15 protein-coding genes are annotated in these 16,746 nt (G+C 67.7%); 8 read left to right on the top strand and 7 right to left on the bottom strand.

Annotated features, from left to right (window positions below):
- Positions 1-61 precede the first annotated feature (61 nt).
- From AC3A3Q_RS05150 to AC3A3Q_RS05135, 4 genes are read left to right on the top strand one after another with little or no spacing between them, the layout of a single operon-like run.
- Positions 62-559 carry a Csu type fimbrial protein gene (locus AC3A3Q_RS05150; protein WP_487585199.1) on the top strand — a complete coding sequence of 166 codons (498 nt, stop codon included), beginning with the start codon at positions 62-64 and terminating at the stop codon, positions 557-559.
- Positions 559-1,272, top strand: coding sequence for a fimbrial biogenesis chaperone (locus tag AC3A3Q_RS05145; protein WP_487585198.1), 714 nt, complete (start codon positions 559-561; stop codon positions 1,270-1,272). The genes AC3A3Q_RS05150 and AC3A3Q_RS05145 overlap by 1 nt, the downstream gene beginning before the upstream one ends.
- A complete protein-coding gene (locus AC3A3Q_RS05140; protein ID WP_487585197.1) occupies positions 1,250-3,607 on the top strand; it encodes a fimbria/pilus outer membrane usher protein in 2,358 nt (785 codons plus the stop codon). The genes AC3A3Q_RS05145 and AC3A3Q_RS05140 overlap by 23 nt, the downstream gene beginning before the upstream one ends.
- Positions 3,607-4,572, top strand: a complete 966-nt coding sequence (locus tag AC3A3Q_RS05135) for a Csu type fimbrial protein (protein WP_487585196.1) — start codon at positions 3,607-3,609, stop codon at positions 4,570-4,572. Before AC3A3Q_RS05140 ends, AC3A3Q_RS05135 begins: the two co-directional genes overlap by 1 nt.
- 238 nt (positions 4,573-4,810) lie before the next feature.
- On the opposite strand, the gene AC3A3Q_RS05130 is transcribed toward AC3A3Q_RS05135, so the two are convergent.
- The 4 genes from AC3A3Q_RS05130 to AC3A3Q_RS05115 all read right to left on the bottom strand — a co-directional run bounded on the left by AC3A3Q_RS05130 (position 4,811) and on the right by AC3A3Q_RS05115 (position 8,847).
- Positions 4,811-5,731: a 5'-nucleotidase, lipoprotein e(P4) family gene (locus AC3A3Q_RS05130; protein ID WP_487585195.1), complete on the bottom strand. Its 921-nt coding sequence runs from the start codon at positions 5,729-5,731 to the stop codon at positions 4,811-4,813.
- 68 nt (positions 5,732-5,799) lie between these two features.
- Positions 5,800-6,291 (bottom strand): GNAT family N-acetyltransferase, encoded by a 492-nt coding sequence (locus AC3A3Q_RS05125; protein ID WP_487585194.1) that lies wholly within the window; start codon positions 6,289-6,291, stop codon positions 5,800-5,802.
- 178 nt (positions 6,292-6,469) lie between these two features.
- Entirely contained in the window at positions 6,470-6,859 is a 390-nt protein-coding gene (gene gloA2 / locus AC3A3Q_RS05120) for an SMU1112c/YaeR family gloxylase I-like metalloprotein (protein WP_487585193.1), read from the bottom strand.
- 8 nt (positions 6,860-6,867) lie between these two features.
- Positions 6,868-8,847 (bottom strand): UvrD-helicase domain-containing protein, encoded by a 1,980-nt coding sequence (locus AC3A3Q_RS05115; protein ID WP_487585192.1) that lies wholly within the window; start codon positions 8,845-8,847, stop codon positions 6,868-6,870.
- A gap of 171 nt (positions 8,848-9,018) precedes the next feature.
- Here AC3A3Q_RS05115 and AC3A3Q_RS05110 point away from each other — a divergent pair, with 171 nt between their 5' ends.
- The 4 genes from AC3A3Q_RS05110 (at position 9,019) to AC3A3Q_RS05095 (ending at position 12,245) form a co-directional block, all read left to right on the top strand.
- The gene (locus AC3A3Q_RS05110; RefSeq protein WP_487585191.1) at positions 9,019-9,798 is read left to right on the top strand and encodes a hypothetical protein; all 780 of its coding nucleotides are present in this window, start codon (positions 9,019-9,021) and stop codon (positions 9,796-9,798) included.
- 40 nt (positions 9,799-9,838) lie between these two features.
- Entirely contained in the window at positions 9,839-10,561 is a 723-nt protein-coding gene (locus tag AC3A3Q_RS05105; RefSeq protein WP_487585190.1) for an SEL1-like repeat protein, read from the top strand.
- 113 nt (positions 10,562-10,674) lie between these two features.
- Complete coding sequence (locus tag AC3A3Q_RS05100) at positions 10,675-11,550, top strand: methylglyoxal synthase (RefSeq protein WP_487585189.1); 876 nt, start codon at positions 10,675-10,677, stop codon at positions 11,548-11,550.
- A 71-nt stretch (positions 11,551-11,621) separates the two neighbouring features.
- Positions 11,622-12,245: a thymidine kinase gene (locus AC3A3Q_RS05095; RefSeq protein WP_487585188.1), complete on the top strand. Its 624-nt coding sequence runs from the start codon at positions 11,622-11,624 to the stop codon at positions 12,243-12,245.
- Between the two features lie 74 nt (positions 12,246-12,319).
- Here the strand turns inward: AC3A3Q_RS05095 and AC3A3Q_RS05090 are convergent, their stop codons facing one another.
- From AC3A3Q_RS05090 to mutM, 3 genes are all read right to left on the bottom strand, one after another.
- Positions 12,320-15,151: a serine/threonine-protein kinase gene (locus AC3A3Q_RS05090; protein ID WP_487585187.1), complete on the bottom strand. Its 2,832-nt coding sequence runs from the start codon at positions 15,149-15,151 to the stop codon at positions 12,320-12,322.
- Positions 15,152-15,172: 21 nt separating this feature from the next.
- A complete protein-coding gene (locus AC3A3Q_RS05085; protein WP_158731879.1) occupies positions 15,173-15,736 on the bottom strand; it encodes an ECF-type sigma factor in 564 nt (187 codons plus the stop codon).
- A 168-nt stretch (positions 15,737-15,904) separates the two neighbouring features.
- A complete protein-coding gene (gene mutM / locus AC3A3Q_RS05080; RefSeq protein WP_487585186.1) occupies positions 15,905-16,717 on the bottom strand; it encodes a bifunctional DNA-formamidopyrimidine glycosylase/DNA-(apurinic or apyrimidinic site) lyase in 813 nt (270 codons plus the stop codon).
- Positions 16,718-16,746 lie beyond the last annotated feature (29 nt).

Genomic DNA, 16,746 nt, shown 5'->3' with positions numbered 1-16,746 from the left:
CAAGAACCCGGCATTTCCGCCGGCACGCCAAAGCGCAGATCGCGCCCCCGGAGAATCTGGAATGAACCTGCTCAAGTCGTCGCTTCTCGCTGTTGCACTGCTCGCTACCGCCCCGATGGCGATGGCCGGCACCGCCACCGCCAACATGACCGTCACCCTGACGCTCAACAACAGCTGCACCGTTGCCGCCAACCCGCTGAACTTCAACACCCAGACCACGCTGGCCGCCAATATCGACGCGCAGACCACCGTCGCCGTCACCTGCGTGTCGGCCGGTCCGTACACCGTTTCGCTGAGCGCCGGCGGCGGCTCGGCTGCCACCTTCGCTTCGCGCAAGATGACGGGCCCGGCGGCGAACACCATCAACTACTCGCTGTACACCGATAGCGCCCGCACCACCGCCAACGTCATCGGCGACGGCACTACCGGCAACGTCACGCTGGCCGGCAACACCTCGGGCACCACCACGTTCGACGTCTACGGCCGCGTGTTTGGTTCGCAGAACCCGAAGCCGGCTGGTGTCTACACCGACACCGTCACCGCTACCGTCTCGTTCTGATGAACCTGCGCCTCCCACTTGCGGCGTTCGTGGCCCTCACCCTGTTGGGTGGGGTCGCGCATGCCCGCGGCCAGTTGCAGGCCCGACAGACCAGCGTCGACATGCCGCCCGGTGTACGCGGCGGCCGGTTGGTGCTTGGCAATGGCGGCGACAGCCCGGTGGCGGCGCAGATCCGCATATACGCGTGGACGCAGGACGGTGACCAGGATGTCCTGGAGCCGAGCAACGATCTGACAGTCAGCCCGCCGGTGGTGGAAATCGCCGGTGGTGCAGACCAGCTGATCAGACTTGTCCGCAACTCCGAAGCAGCGCCCCGGCAGGAATTGGCTTACCGGGTAGTGGTGGATGAGTTGCCCGGAGATCCCGCCGCCTCGACCCAGAGTGCGGTGAACGTCCGGATGCGTTACCTGATTCCCGTGTTCGTCCGTGTTGCCGATCCGGCACCGGTCGCTCTCAAGTGCAGTCTGGAAGCCACGGTGCTGGCCTGCTCCAACTCGGGCGGTGTCGCTGCCCAGTTGGGCGCAAGTCGCCTGCTGTCGGCCGACGGGAGCAGCCTGGAACTGACCCCTGGCCTCATGGGCTACGTACTGGCGGGCAGTTCCCGGCGTTTCACGCTTGAAAGCGACAAGCTCGGTTCCGCTCAAGGATGGAAGACGCTCGAGGTCCGGCTGAACGGTCAGCCGGCAAGCATTGAACTGTCGTCCGGGCGTTAGAGACCATCGCCTCGCGCAAGCGCTGGCGATCGCATTGCTTGCGATCTGCGCACCGTCCACCTGGGCGGCAGCGGGATTGCCGGCGGGCCGAGATGAGGAGGCGCCGACCACCGCCTCGCAGCGCGCGCTGATCGCCGCACCGCAGGCACTCTTCCTCGACATCGTCATGGACGGCCAGATCGTCCGGCCGCTGGTTCGATTCGAAATGCTCGAAGGTCGACTGTCGGTCGATCCGGCCGATCTGGACGCGATCGGCCTGGTCATGCCCGACAACGTGACTGCCGACCCGAACGGCCGTGTCGCGCTCGATGCGATCGAGGGCCTCAGTGCGCTGTATGACGCCTCGATGCAGCAGGTCACGCTGCTTCCTGCCGCGCACATGCGCCGCGCCAACCGTCTCGGCTACCAGGCGCCGGCACCCATCTCGGTCAATCGCGACCAGGGGTTGGTCCTGGACTGGGACGCGTATGGCCGTCATTCCGACGACAGCGACACCGCGTCGCTGGGCACAGGCCTGCGCTGGTTCGGCCGCTTCGGGAGCCTGCAGAGCTATGGCGTCAGCCGCAGCGGCGACCAGGACGACGGCTACCTGCGCCTGGATACGCGCTGGACGATTTCCGACCCGCAGCGCATGACGACCTGGACCGCCGGCGACCTGATTTCCGGTGGCCTTGCCTGGAGCCGGCCGGTTCGCATGGGCGGCCTGCAGTGGCGCCGCAATTTCAGCGTCCGCCCCGACCTGATCATCTATCCACTGCCGGAATTCAGTGCGAGCGCGGCGGTGCCGTCGGCTGTGGACCTGTACGTCAACAACGTGCGTCAGTACAGCGGCCAGGTTGACCCGGGCCCGTTCGTACTCAGCGACTTTCCACGCCTGGCCGGTGCAGGACAGGCCGTGGTGGTGGTGACCGATGCACTGGGTCGCACCACCCAGACCAGTGTCCCGCTGTATGTCGACTACCAGCGCCTGGCCCGCGGCCTGAGCGATTTCTCGCTCGAGGCGGGCCTGCTGCGCCGGAACTACAGCCAGGAGTCGGACGACTACGGCCAGCACCCGGTCGCCAGCGCCAGCATGCGCCGCGGCATTACCGACAATTTCACCGGCGAGTTCCATGCCGAGTATGGAGAGCGGCTGAGTCTGGGCGGCATCGGCTTTGCCTGGTCGCCGCTGGGCCGCTACGGCGTGTTCACCGGCAACTACGCGCACAGCTCCAACTGGCACAGCGGCCACCAGTACGGTGGCGGCTACCAGTGGTTCGGCCAGCGCGTCGGCTTCGATCTTTACAGTCAGCGCGCCACCGAGGAATACCGCGACCTGGGTTCGCTGGAAGAAGGCGGCTTGCCGTTGCTGCGCCAGGACCGCGCATCGGCCTGGCTGTCGATCCCGCGCGGCTCGATCTCGCTTTCGTGGATCCGCTACCAGGATCACGACAACCCGACCAGCCGCACCAAGGGCATCGGCTTCAACCAGAGCTACCGAAGCTTCGCCTGGACCATCAGCGCGTTCGATGACGATCGTTCGGGACACGGTGTCTCACTGTCGATCAACGTTCCGCTGGGTCGCGACATCGACGCCTCGCTGTCGGTAGACCGGCAGAACGGCAACACCGATGTCGCCGCGGCACTGCGGCGCCCGCTGCCCTACGGCGGCGGCCTGGGCTGGGAAGTGCAGGCACGCGACGGCGGCGATGGCGTGCTGGGCGTCGGCTGGCGCGGTCGCGCAGGCGACGTCTGGGGCGGCGTGGACAGGTTCAGCGGACAGGAAAGTGTCTACGGGCAAGGCAATGGCAGCGTGGTGCTGATGGGCGGCCAGTTGTTCACCAGCCGCGCCGTCACGGACTCGTTCGCGGTCGTGTCCACCAACGGCGTCGCCGACGTACCGATCCTCTACGAGAACCGCGTCGCCGGCCGCACCAATTCCGACGGCTTCCTGCTGTTGCCGGAGCTGCGTGGCTGGCAGCGCAACCGCATTGCGATCGACCCCGACGGCCTGGCGCCGGACCTGGAAGTGCTTTCGGTGGAACGCCTGGTGACACCGCCAGACCGCAGCGGCGTGCACGTGCCGTTCCCGATCCGGCAGGTGCACAGCGCCAATCTCGAGCTGCTCGACCGTGAGGGCAAGCACGTCGAGCCCGGCACCCGGGTGGTGCGCCAGGACGGAAGTCCGGCCATCGTCGGCTTCGACGGAACGCTCTGGCTTGATGGATACACTCCCGGCGAAAGCCTTACCTGGACCCGCGCGGGCGTCACGTGTTCCGCGGTGGCCCCGGCGCTGCCCAGCAGTTCGGCACAGCAAAAACTGACGGTGAAATGCCGCAGCGAGGACACACCATGATGCGTCGCCACTCCATTGCGTTGGCCCTGCTTGGCTTGCTGCTGTCGTTGCTCATGCCGGGAACGGCGTCGGCGGCGATAACCTGCCGTATCGACAACGCCACCGACCTGAACTTCGGCACGCTGACGCTGCCAGTGGGGGCGTCGACGTCGACTGTGACCGTCAATGTCAGTTGCCAGGGAGGCAACAATGATGTTGGAGACTCCGTCCTGGTGTGCGCCGGCACCAACAACGGCGGCACGCCCCGCACGATGGCACGTACCGCCACGCCAGCGGCTTCGTTCTACTACGACATCTATACCGACGCGACCTACTCCCAGCCGGCGAACTACACCTACAACGCCCAGACCACGATCACGATCACCTCGCGAAACACGTGGATCAGCAGGCCGATCACGCTGTACGGACGGGTGTCGACCGTGCAGCCCACGGCACCGGCGCCGACGCCTGGCAACTACACCGAAGCGATCAGCGCCGTGTGGGGTTACTCGGCGGACAACAATGCCAACTGCGCGACCAATGTCGCGCCGGCGTCGCCGAACTACACTTTCACTTCGCGCGCCACGCTGCAGGGCAGCTGCCTGATCGCAGCCCAGAACATGGCGTTTGGCACCTACACCTCCCTGGCCGCGGCCCGCGATGCGCAGGCCAACCTGACGGTTACCTGCACCAACGGCACGGCCTACACGGTCAAGCTCGACGCTGGACGTTCGGGCAATGTCGCTGCCCGGCGCATGTACCTCAATGGCGTCGTCGGACCTACGTTCATCAACTACAACCTCTACACCTCCGCCGCCAGGACCACTGTCTGGGGAACCGCGACCGGTTCCACCGTCATCGGCACCGGCACCGGCGCGGGGCAGGGCTCGGCGCAGACCCTTACGGTTTATGGCCGCGTGCCGATCACCCCGACCTTCACTGCCGGCAACTACAGCGACGTGGTAACGGCCACCGTCGAGTTCTGAGGCACCCGGCGCACGCGCCTGCCGAAAGTACAAAAGAAAAAGGAGGCCGTGGGCCTCCTTCAAATCCGGCTGGCGCCGGATGGACGTCGAGTTGTGGCATGGCTCCGGCTCGCGCCGGACGGAGGGCAGACTAACCGCCCTCCGCAGTTAATGCAATGCTTGAAGAATTGCGACGCAACTAATTGATTTTACAACGAGACTCGATGCTGCGATGCGCCAGCGATCGGCGCCGACCGCTTTACGGCGCCACGTCCAGCGCCGCCCGCTTGGCCGTACGGCGCGCTTCCAGCGGCTGCGACCAGTCGTTGTTGAACGTCGCCGGCTCCCACGAGCCATAGCTCGGGTTGGGAAGCATCCACCAGCGTTCGCCGAACCAGTCGCCGTACTCGTCGAGCAGCTGCGTGCGGCCTTCGCGCGTGTTTGCCACGACCTGGACAAAATCGCCGAGCTGGTCGCCGAACTGCATCAGCACGCGGTACTGCTGGCCGGCCAGTTGCCGGCGGCAGTTCTTCTCGCTGCCGTTCTGCTCGCAGCCGTCGACGACGGTTCCCAAGCCGAGGAACACGCTGTCGTCCTTGACCGGCATGCCGACCGCCTTGAGGTTGGCGATGGTCGCGTCCTTCAAGTGCACGGCGCGGTTGGACAGGTACACGATGGTCACGCCCTTGGCCGCGGCGGCCTTGGCGAACTCGACCACGCCGGGCACCGGCTTGGCCTTCTTCTCGGCGACCCAGGCATCCCAGCTGACTTCGTCGTAGGTCTTGCCGTCACGCACCAGGCGCGCCTGGTACGGCGAGTTGTCGAGCACGGTTTCGTCGACGTCCATGATCACGGCTGGCTTCAAACCGGTTGCGGCGTTGCCGCGCTCGTCGGGCACCAGTGCGTCCCAGTTTTTCTCGGCCAGCGCTACGCCCAGTTTGTCGGCGGCGGCGCGGTAGACGGTGGTGGTTGCCGCCTGGTACTCGGCCGATGCCTGCATCCACAGCACCGCGTTGAGGTTGTCGTCGGCTGCGACCGTCGCAGGCTTCGCTGTCGCTGCCGCGTCTGTCGGGGCTGCAGCGGACGGCTCGGCCTTGGGCGCAGGTGCAGGCGCGCGCTGGCAGGCAGCCAGCGCGAGCGCGCAGGCGAGAGCGGACAGGGTGAGGGCGCGCTGTTTCATTGCGTTCGCTGGTGTCTGGTCGGGCGGCGAGTGTAGCCGAGCCAGGCGCACGCGCGATGACACGACGGTCAGGGCGTGGCGACCTGCAGCGAGACCTGCTTGCGACCGCCGGCGACCCACTGCTGTCCCACTTCGGCGAAGCCGAACCCGGCATGGAAGCGACGCGATGCCTCGTTCGGCGGCACCGTGTAGAACTCGCACGTCACCGCATCTACGCCGCTGCTGCGGGCGAAGTCGAACAGGTCGCGATAGAGCCTGGCGCCCAGGCCCCGCCCCTGGTGCGAATCCGCGACCACAACGCGATCGACATAGAGAAAACGCGGGTAGCGGGCGGCGAACCATAGGTAGTTGGGGCTGTCGTACAGCGCGGCTTCGCGAAACGCGAGGAGGAACGCGACGACGCGATCGCCTTCGCACAACACGCGGTGGTAGGCCGACTGCGCATCGAGCCGCAGCAGTCCCGCCGCATCCAGTGGGCTGAGCATTTCCTCCGATGCGAGGTTCAGCGCCAGGATCACGGGGTGGTCGCAGGCCTGGGCCGGACGCAGGACGAGGTCCATGGAAATCTTCGCAGGGCAGGGCGTTCCATGGTGCCGCAGCCAGCGACACCGAGGGAACCGTGGAGACGCGCCGCGCCGTTGGTCGCTTCTCGAGGTGCGGGTCTGGACTCCCTGTCTCGGCGTCCCCGGGCCATGTTCCGGCCCGACCGGGACCCGACGGCGCCGATGCTGCGCGCGGTCAGGGCGCCTCGTACAACTCGATCGGAAGCTCGTCCGGATCGGCGAAGAAGGTGAAGCGCCGGCCGGTGTACTCGTCGATGCGAATGGGCTCTACCGCTACCCCCTGCGCCTGCAGCTCCCCGGCTGCTGCGGCGACGTCGGCGACTTCGAAGGCGAGGTGACGCAGGCCCCGGGCTTCCGGGTACGACGGACGCGGCGGCGGCGAAGGAAAGGAGAACAGTTCCAGCTGTCCGCCATCGGGCAGGGCCAGGTCCAGCTTCCACGAGTCGCGCGCCGGGCGATGCACCTCGGCCAGCACGCGCAGGCCAAGCACCTGCGTGTAGAAGTGCTTCGAGCGCGCGTAGTCGGCGCAGATGATGGCGACGTGGTGGATCCGGGTGAGCTGCATCGGTGCGGCTACTCGTCCAGCAGCGCGCGGATCGCCGCGAACCCGGCCACGGCACGCTCCTGCTTGCGCGCCGCATCGGCCACCGGGTCGGCGCCATCGCGCTGGATCTCGGCGACGGGCAGTTCCTCGAAGAAGCGGCTCGGCTGCAGGCGGATCTTGTCGCCCCAGCGCTGCGTCTCGCGCGAGTGCGACAACCACAACTGTTCCTTGGCGCGGGTGATGCCCACGTAGAGCAGTCGACGCTCTTCCTCCAGGCTGCCTTCTTCCAGCGCCATCTCGTGGGGCAACGTGCCGTCTTCCATGCCGACGATGAAGACGTAGCGGAACTCCAGGCCCTTGGCGCCGTGCAGCGACATCAACCGCACCTGGTTGCCGGCATCGCCCTTGTCGGCGTGCGACAGCAGGGCCAGCTGCGCGGCCAGTTCGCCGGGACCGGAATTCTTGCCGCCATCGAACCAGTCGGCCAGTTCCTCCAGGTTTTCCTTGCGGCGCTGGAAGGTGGCTTCGTCCTTGCACTGCGCACGGATCGCCGCGAGCAGGCCGCTCTTCTCGGCCAGCACGCGCACCAGTTCCGAAGGCGGAATCTTGAACGCCTCGCCGCGCAGGTGGCGGATGATGTTGACGAAGCCGTCGAGCGCATTGCCGGCACGCGGTGCCAGCTGCTTGAGCATGCCGATCTGCTCGGCCGCCCGCGACATCGGCATGCCGGCGTGCTGCGCCATCTCGGCCAGCTTGGACAGCGTGGTCGCGCCGACTTCGCGCTTGGGCGATTGCACCGCGCGCAGGAACGCCGCGTCGTCATCGGGATTGGCGATCAGGCGCAGCCACGACAGCGCGTCCTTCACTTCGCCGCGCTCGAGGAACGCGGTGCCGCCCGACAGGTGGTATGGCACGCGCAACAACTGCAGTGCTTTCTCCAGCGCACGGCTCTGGTGGTTGCCGCGGAACAGGATGCAGAAGTCGCTCCACGGCGCCTGCTTGGCGGTGGCGAGGAAATGGATCTCGGCGGCGACCTTCTCGGCTTCGTGTGCGTTGTCGCGGCACTCCCAGACGCGGATGCGCTCGCCGTCGGCCTGGTCGCTCCACAGTGTCTTGGGGTGCTCGTGAGGGTTGTGCGCAATCAGCGTGTTGGCCGTGCGCAACACGCGATTGGAACAGCGGTAGTTCTGCTCCAGCTTGATGATCTCCAGCGCCGGATAATCCTTGCCCAGGTTGAGCAGGTTGTCCGGATTGGCGCCGCGCCAGGCGTAGATCGACTGGTCGTCGTCGCCCACGCAGGTGAACAGGCCCTTGTCGCCAGCCAGCGCCTTGAGCAGGCGGTACTGGGCGTCGTTGGTGTCCTGACACTCGTCGACGAGCAGGTAGCCGATGCGCTCGCGCCAGGCCAGGCGCACGTCTTCGTCGGCTTCCAGGATCTGCACCGGCAGGCGAATCAGGTCGTCGAAGTCGACCGCGTTGAAGGTCGACAGGCGCGCCTGGTAACGCTGGTAAAGCAGTGCGGCTTCCATCTCGCGCGGGCTCTGCGATGCAGCCAGTGCCTCATCGGGTGAGAGGCCGGCATTCTTCGCGCGCGAGATGAGGTTGCGCGCGTTGTCGATCACGTCGTTCTTGCTGCCCGGCGGCAGCAGGTCCTTGATCTGCGCGGCGCTGTCGTCGCTGTCGAACACCGAGAAGCCGCGACGCAGGCCGACCTTGGCGTGGTCGATCTGCAGGAAACGCAGCCCCAGCGCATGGAACGTGCATACGGTCAGGCCTTCGGCGGCGTCGCCCTTGATGCGCTTGGCGACGCGCTCCTTCATCTCCTTCGCCGACTTGTTGGTGAAGGTGATCGCGGCGATGCGCTTGGCCGGCATCCGCCCGGATGCGATCAGGTGCGCGATCTTCTCGACGATGACGCGGGTCTTGCCGCTGCCTGCGCCTGCGAGCACCAGCAAGGGGCCGTCGGTGTGCAGGACGGCAGCGCGTTGGGGGGGGTTGAGACCGTGCATTGAAGGCTGTTTGCTGCCGCGGTTGCGGCGGCGTATTGTGCCGTAACCGCCCCCTTGCGAGGCGGTGCTCTTCGGCTCGAGGCCCTTCGCCCTCGCCTGGCAGGGTCCCGGTCGCAAAGCTCCCAACTGGATGCCATTGCATGCGCCGCGTGCCGGCGCCGGGAGATCGCCATGAACCGCAAGGCAAACATCATCAGGGCAGGCTGGACGGGCATGGTGCTGTGCGCGCTGGCTTTCTCCGCCGCCGCCGACGAGCCGCTGAAGCTGGTCAGTGCCAGCTACATGCAGATCGACAGCCAGCTCAAGTCGGCCATGGGCCACCCGAACGAGACCTGGCGCCTGAACGGACTGAAGTCCTACCTCGACGGCCATTACGACGAGGCCGTCGAGCGCTTCGAGAATGCGGCGTCCTACGCCGACAAGCATTCGCAGCACTACCTGAGCCTGATGTACTGGTACGGGCAGGGCGTGCCCGCCGATCCGGTGCGGGCCTACATCTGGAGCGACCTGGCCGCCGAGCGTGGCGTGCGCCGCTTGCTGGTGATACGCGAAAAGATGTGGGAAGGCCTGACGCCGGAGCAGCGCAAGCAGGTCGAACAGCTCGGCCCGGATTACTACGCCAGATTCGGCGACGAAGTCGCGCAGCCGCGCGCCGACGTCGAGATCCGCCGCTTCGCCCGCACCATGACCGGCAGCCGGATCGGGTACCGCAACCAGGCAATCGACATCGCCCAGGGCGGACCGATCAATGGCTCGTTCGGCAATACCACGCCGGGCATGCTGGCCGCCTCGGAACAGGTGGTCGGGCACACCACCGGCGACCAGTACTACGCCGACGACCGCACCCAGACGGCTTCGTACTGGCAGGCGCAGGACGCCGAACTGGGCAGTGGCATCGGCAGCGTCGGCGTCGGCCCGATGGTGCCGGCGCGCGAGAAGCCCAGGAACTGATCGAAACGGTCGCACTCACTTACACAGGAAGGAGATCGTCATGGAAGCGCTGCTGTCCGTAATGCTGGGCGCCGCACTGTCCGCCGCCCCGAGCGCCGCGCCGGTCGACGGCACGATCGCGGTGGTGGCCGAAACCGACACGATGGACGCGCGCCAGTACGACGAGCGCACGCGCTTTTCCAGGACGCATCCCAACGAACTGTGGCGCCTTTACGGCAGCGACGCGGCCGCGCGCGGCGAATGGGAGGATGCGATCAGGCACTTCCGCCAGGCCGCGCGCTACGGCGACAAGTACTCGCAGCACCGCATCAGCCTGATGTACTGGCATGGCGTGGGCGTGGCGCGGGACCCGGCCCTGGCCTACGCCTGGGCCGACCTCGCCGCCGAACGCATGTACCCCAGCTTCTTGGTCCTGCGCGAGAAGATGTGGGAGCAACTGGACCAGCCCACGCGTGACCGCGCCCTGCGCGAAGGGCATGCGCTTTATGACGAGTACGGCGACGAGGTCGCCAAGCCGCGGCTCGTGCGCGTCATGGCCCAGGGCAAGCGCCAGATCACCGGCAGCCATCTGGGCTACGTCGGCAACCTCGAAGTAATCGCGCCGCGTGGCAACGGCGAGGGGTTGGGTGCTGGCCATGACACGATCGACATGACGCCGATGTACGCCACTTGGCGCTGGGACGCCCAGCAGTACTGGGCGGTGGAAGACGCGATCTGGACGCACGGCAACGTCGAGGTCGGGCCGGTCAGCAACGGCAAATGATGGCGGGCGAAGTTCCCCACGCCCGATCGCAAAACCCCTAAGGTAATCACCAGCTCGCTGGCGACCGACACCGGTCGCCGGCGACGCCCGCTATCAACTTCAGGGGATCACACATGCGCCTGGGCCTGGCGGCCAACCGCCTGCATCACCTCAGCGAAGACGCGGCGCTGTTCCGCTGGCTGCGCGCCTGCGAGCCGGGCATCCGCGAACTGCAGATCAGCCTGCACGTGGTCGGGCGCACCCATGACGCCATCGCCGCCGCCGGCATGCTGTCGGGCTATCCGGGCCTGCGACGCTACCCGTACGGGCGCGAGGGTGGACTGATGAAGCTGGTGGCGGAGGTGGTCGGCGTCGATCACGACGAGCGCACCCTCGATGGCGCGATCTACCTGATCGACCCGGTCGACCCCTCGTCGGTGTTCCCCGAAGCGGCCGCGCTCAAGCGCCAGTGCGTGATTCACGGCAAGCCCTACATCACCACCGTCGCCTCGGCCCGCGACTGGATCGAACTGGAGCGCATCCGCGCCGGTTTCCTTCCCGACCCGGCCGCCGACCGCCTCCACGATCTGGAGGGGCAGACCCTGGCGCTGATCGCCCACGACGCGATGAAGCCGCAGATGATGGCGTTCGCCGCAGAGAACTTCGATCTGCTCTCGCGCTTCGCCCGCCGTGTCGCCACCGGCACAACCGGCCAGCGCCTGAACGAGCTGGCCTGGAGCCGCGGCTGGCCGCAGGGGCGGTCGTGGGTGCATCGTTACCAGAGCGGTCCGATGGGCGGCGACGCCCAGATCGCCGACCTGGTGCTGGAGCGGCGCTGCCAGCGCGCGATCTTCTTCGAGGACCCGCATGTGGCGCGCCAGCACGAGGCCGACATCCAGCTGCTCGAGCGCGCGGTGACCACGGTGACCGACGAAGCGGTGTGCATTACCGCCCCGGCCGTGGCCCAGCGCTGGGCGAGTGCGGCGGCGGAGCGCGCCAGGCGCCGCTGACATCGTCCAGCGTCATCCCGGCGAACGCCGGGATGCATCTCGCCAATGCTGGCAGCGATTAAACTGCACGCATGGCAAAGCTCTATTTCTATTATTCGGCGATGAACGCCGGCAAGACCACGACGCTGCTGCAGTCGGCGCACAACTACCGCGAGCGCGGCATGCGCGTGGCGATCCTGACCCCGCGCCTGGACGACCGCGCCGGCAGCGGCACGGTGGCCTCACGCATCGGCCTGCGCGCCGACGGCATCGCCTTCGAGCGCAACGACGACCTGGAAGCGATCGTCCGTTCCGACATCCTCGCCCACGGCCCGTTGCACTGCGTGCTGGTCGACGAAGCGCAGTTCCTGAATCGGGCGCAGGTCTGGCAGCTCAGCGAAGTGGTCGATGCGCTTCGCATCCCGGTGCTGTGCTACGGGCTGCGCACCGACTTCCGCGGTGAACTGTTCGAAGGCAGCCAGCACCTGCTGGCCTGGGCCGACGAACTGACCGAGATCAAGACCATCTGCCACAGCGGCAAGAAGGCGACGATGGTCGTGCGCGTGGATGCGCAGGGCCGTGCGGTGCACGAAGGCCCGCAGGTCGAGATCGGCGGCAACGACCGCTACATCTCGGTGTCCCGCGCGGAGTACAAGAAGATCATGCGCGGTGAGGGCACGATCGAGCCTGCGCAGCAGTCGCTGCAGCTGGGCTGATTCCCTCTCCCTGGCGCTTTGCGCCTGTCCCTCTCCCACAAGGGGAGAGGGCAACGCGGACCCCAGGCCCGCCCTCAACCGCACCCGCGCACGATCGCGCCGACTTCGCGCGGGATCGCCCCGCCGTCCGGTTGCGCGGTCTTCAACTGGTCCTGCAGCGTGCCCAGCCGCGCCAGCGCCGGCTCGCGGTCCGGGCCATGGCAGCGCAACTGCGCGGCATACGCCTGCGCGCGCCAGGCCGTGCGGCGAAGGTCGCGGTCGCTGTGCGGCATACCCGCCAGCGCATCGAGCCGGAGCAATGCACTGTCGTCGCCTTCGAGCGCCTGCTGCCGTGCCAGCGCCAGTTCGGCTTCGCGCGTGTTCGGGTGGGTGGCGCCATAGCCGCTACGGGTCAGCGTGACCGCTTGCGCCAGGTGGGCCATGCCCTGCTCGCGCTGGCCCAGTGAAATCTCGATCTGGCCCAGCAGGCGCTCGGTGTCGCCGAGCAGCGGATGGCGCGGGCCCATCTGCGCCAGGCGCAACTCGTGCGCCTCCTGCACGGCCTTGAGTGCGGTGCGATCGCGGCCCACCGCGTGCAGCACGCGGGCGTAGTCGTACAGCGCGTCGCCCAGATGGGCGTTGTCGTTCTGCCGCCGCGCGATCACCACCGCGCGTTGCAACGCGGTCAGCGCGGTGGAGATCTCGCCCCGCTCCCACGCCACCTGGCCCAGGCGCCGTTGCAGGCCGCCCAGTTCGATCATCCCTCGGCGAGTCTCGGCCGGATCGACACCCTCCGGCGCCAGCCGGCGTTGCAGCGCGGCGATCGCGGCACGCAGTTCGGTTTCGGCCTGGCGGTAGTGGCCCTGGTCGATGTGCAGCATCGCCATCTGCCGGCGCAGCGACAGCGTCACCGGATGCTGGGCGCCATAGACCTCCAGGGCGATGGCGAAGGCCTCGCTGGCCTCGCGTTCGGCGGCATCGACCTGTCCCAGGCCCTGTCGCAGCGACGCCACGCGGCTGCCGATCTCGGCGAGCAGGGCGTGGCGTTCGCCGACCTTCTGCCGCAGTTGCGTGCGTGCCTTGCCATAGCCCTGCAATGCGGCACCGGTCTGGCCGGCATCGGCCTGCAGGTTGGCCAGGTCGATCAGGTTCTCGACCGTGCCGACTTCATCGCGATCATCGCGGCGCAGCGCCAGTGAGCGTTCGAACAACAGTCGCGCGCCCTGCAGCTCGCCGTTGTCGCGGCGGCAGCGGCCGAACTGCGAGTAGTACTCGCTGATCTGCGGCGGCAGCTGTGCCTGTTCGCGCCGCGCCGTGGTCAGTGCCGGCAGCATCAGGTCGATGCATTGCCGCGGCTCACCGAGCAGGCGCAATGCCTGGCCGCGCTGGGTCAGTGATTCGATCTGCAGGCTCACCGGGATGTCGCTGGTGCTGGCCAGCACGCCTGCCTGGCGGTTCAACAGCACCAGCGCTTCGCGGTAGTCGCCCAGGCCCATGCGCAGGCGCGCGATGACGCCAAGCAGTTCGGCGCGCGCCCGAGGCTGTCGTGCCAGCTCGCGGTTGCCGCGTGCCAGGGAGCCATCGAGCAGGCCTCGCAGGTCCAGCGCCTGGCCTTCGGGTGTGCCGCGCGCGCTCTCGAACACGCCGACCATGAAGTCCTGCATCGCCTGCGCACGACCGGCTTCGGCCACCGCCTGCCGGCCCTGCCAGGCGACGATGGCCAGCGCGGCACTGAGCACGACGGCAATCAAGCCACCGGACGCCAATGACCAGCGATGGCGTCGCAGGTATTTGCCGAACCGGTAGCCGACGCTTTGCGGCCGCGCCTGCACAGGGCGACCGGCCTCGTAGCGGGTCAGGTCCAGCGCCAGCGCCTCGACCGAGGGGTAGCGCTGCTCGGGTCGCTTGGACAGCGTCTTGAGGACGATGTTGTCGAGGTCGCCGGCGAGCATGCGCGCCTGCCGGCGCAAACCATGCACATCGGCGCCGCTGTCCTCGCTCCGGTGGAGCAGCGTCTGCGACGGACGTTGCGGATCGGCGGCGAGGATCGCTTCCTCCCACTCGGCATCGGTCTGACGCTTGAGGCGGTAGGGCTTGGTGTCGGTGAGCAGTTCGAACAGCACCACGCCCAGTGCATACACGTCGGTCATCGTCGTGACCGGCTCGCCGCGCACCTGTTCCGGTGCGGCGTAGTGCAGGGTGAAGGCGCGCACGCCGGTGCGCGTCTGCTCGATCATCGGTGCGTCGGAGTCGAGCAGCTTGGCGATGCCGAAGTCGAGCAGGCGCACGTCGCCGCTGGGCGTGACCAGGATGTTGGACGGCTTGAGGTCGCGGTGGACGATCAGGTTGGCGTGGGCGTGGCTGACCGCATCGCAGATCTGGTGAAACATCCGCAGCCGCTGCTCGATCGGCAGCTGGTGGTTGCGGCAGTAATCGGTGATCGGCTCGCCTTCGACGAACTCCAGTGCGAGATAGGGCAGGCCGTCACTGGTGACGCCGGCGTCGAGCAGGCGCGCGATGTGCGGATGCGCCAGGCGCGCCAGGATCTGTCGTTCGCGCGAGAAGCGCACGCGCAGGTTGCTGTCGGCCAGGCCCGGGCGCAGCAGCTTGAGCGCGACGCGCCGCTGGTAGAGGCCGTCGGCGCGCGCGGCCAGCCATACCTGGCCCATGCCGCCTTCGCCCAGCAGCCGTTCGAGTTTGTAAGGGCCCACCTCGCCACCGGCGCGCAGGCCGGCGAGCGGGGCGATCAGCGGTTCGGAAAGAAAATCCTCGTGGTGCTCGTCGAGGGTGATCAGCGTCTGCAGTTCGTCGGCCAGCGCCGGGTCTTCTTCGCGCAGGCGTTGCAGGCGCTGTTCGCGCGCCTGGTCATCAAGCTCGAACAGCGCGTCGAGCAATGGGGACAACCGTTGCCAGCGCTCGGTGTCCACGGGGCTGCCCCTGTGCTGGCCTCAGGAGTCTTTCAGCGACGCCAGCAGGAACAGCCGCGCCTTCTGCCAGTCGCGACGGATGCTGCGCTCGGAACGCTCCAGCAGCGCGGCGATCTCCAGTTCCGACAGGCCGGCGAAATACCTCAATTCCACTACCTGGGCCAGGCGCGGATCGACCGCGGCCAGCTTGGTCAGCGCGGTATCCAGGCCGAGGGTGTCCTCGTCCAGGCGCAGACCGCCTTCGACATCGTCGGGCAGTTCGGTGACGCGGTGCAGGTCGCCGCCGCGCTTCTGCGCCAGGCGCTGGCGGGCGTAATCGACCACCACCGAACGCATCGCGGAGGCGGCGTAGGCGAAGAAATGCGCGCGATCGTCGAACTGCGCCTCACGCCGTCCGATCAGCTTGAGATAGGCCTCGTGCACGAGCGCGGTGGCGTCGAGCGTCTGCCCGTGCTGGCCGGCGAGCTGGCGCCGGGCCATCGTGTGGAGTTCCTGGTAGAGGGTGGCCAGGACGCGATCCAACGCGCCACGGTCGCCTTCACGTGCAGCATCCAGCAGCAAAGTGATATCGGCAGTTTCGGCCATAGGGAGCCCCCTCCGCAGTGGTCCGGACTATAACGCGTTTCACTGTTTTGGCCTGTGCAGGAAGGCCTTCACACTATTGGTCATCCCCGCGAAGGCGGGGATCCATGGACGTAAGGCCCTCGGAGCACGTCCCTGGATTCCCGCCTTCGCGGGAATGACGAGCCTCGTTTACCTCTGGCAAGTTCCGCACCACACCGTGGCGCGCTGGCCAATTGCCGCCTGTTTCAGTGCTCGTCCGCAACGCGGGCAGGGTTCGCCACCGCGGCCGTAAGCCGACAGTTCCTGTTCGAAATACCCCGGCGCACCCTCCGGACTGATGAAGTCGCGCAGCGTGGTGCCGCCACGGTCGATGGCATGGCCGAGGATGCGGCGGATCTGTTCGGCCAGTTGCTGGTAGCGCTCACGCGATACCTTGCCGGCCGCCCGCAGCGGCGACACGCCGGCGGCGAACAGGGCCTCGGCGACATAGATGTTGCCGACACCGACGACGACCTTCTGGTCCATCAGGAAGGTCTTCACCGGCGCGCTGCGGCCGCGGCTGAGCGCGAACAGGTAGTCGCCGTCGAAGTCGTCCGACAGCGGCTCCGGGCCCAGGCCCGCCAGCAGTTCGTGGGTTTCGTCCGGGCCCTGCCAGAGCAGGCTGCCGAAGCGGCGCGGGTCGTTGAAGCGCAGCACCTGGCCCGAGTCCAGGGCCAGGTCGACGTGGTCGTGGGCGCGCACCGGGGTGTCGGCAGGCAGCACCCGCAGGCTGCCGGACATGCCCAGGTGCAGCAGCGCGCTGCCGGCAACGGTGTCGAGCAGCAGGTACTTGGCGCGACGCCGGACCTGGTCGATGCGCTGGCCGGGCAGGAGCTGGCGGATCTCGTCCGGGATCGGCCAGCGCAGGTCGGGCCGGCGCAGGGTGGCGGTGACCACGCGACGGCCTTCGACGTGCGGTGCCAGGCCGCGACGGGTGGTTTCTACTTCAGGCAACTCGGGCATGGGGCGAGCGTACTATCGGGACACCCGAT

This window comes from Lysobacter sp. Soil_C_59 (genome assembly GCF_057656415.1).
Note: the sequence above shows the minus strand (reverse complement) of the source record. Positions and strands in the feature narration are given on the sequence as shown.

Coding starts and splice junctions, on each gene's coding strand:
- AC3A3Q_RS05150 (WP_487585199.1), top strand. CDS start 62: ATGAACCTGCTCAAGTCGTCGCTTCTCGCTGTTGCACTGCTCGCTACC.
- AC3A3Q_RS05145 (WP_487585198.1), top strand. CDS start 559: ATGAACCTGCGCCTCCCACTTGCGGCGTTCGTGGCCCTCACCCTGTTG.
- AC3A3Q_RS05135 (WP_487585196.1), top strand. CDS start 3,607: ATGCGTCGCCACTCCATTGCGTTGGCCCTGCTTGGCTTGCTGCTGTCG.
- AC3A3Q_RS05130 (WP_487585195.1), bottom strand. CDS start 5,731: ATGAAACAGCGCGCCCTCACCCTGTCCGCTCTCGCCTGCGCGCTCGCG.
- AC3A3Q_RS05125 (WP_487585194.1), bottom strand. CDS start 6,291: ATGGACCTCGTCCTGCGTCCGGCCCAGGCCTGCGACCACCCCGTGATC.
- gloA2 (WP_487585193.1), bottom strand. CDS start 6,859: ATGCAGCTCACCCGGATCCACCACGTCGCCATCATCTGCGCCGACTAC.
- AC3A3Q_RS05115 (WP_487585192.1), bottom strand. CDS start 8,847: ATGCACGGTCTCAACCCCCCCCAACGCGCTGCCGTCCTGCACACCGAC.
- AC3A3Q_RS05110 (WP_487585191.1), top strand. CDS start 9,019: ATGAACCGCAAGGCAAACATCATCAGGGCAGGCTGGACGGGCATGGTG.
- AC3A3Q_RS05105 (WP_487585190.1), top strand. CDS start 9,839: ATGGAAGCGCTGCTGTCCGTAATGCTGGGCGCCGCACTGTCCGCCGCC.
- AC3A3Q_RS05100 (WP_487585189.1), top strand. CDS start 10,675: ATGCGCCTGGGCCTGGCGGCCAACCGCCTGCATCACCTCAGCGAAGAC.
- AC3A3Q_RS05095 (WP_487585188.1), top strand. CDS start 11,622: ATGGCAAAGCTCTATTTCTATTATTCGGCGATGAACGCCGGCAAGACC.
- AC3A3Q_RS05085 (WP_158731879.1), bottom strand. CDS start 15,736: ATGGCCGAAACTGCCGATATCACTTTGCTGCTGGATGCTGCACGTGAA.
- mutM (WP_487585186.1), bottom strand. CDS start 16,717: ATGCCCGAGTTGCCTGAAGTAGAAACCACCCGTCGCGGCCTGGCACCG.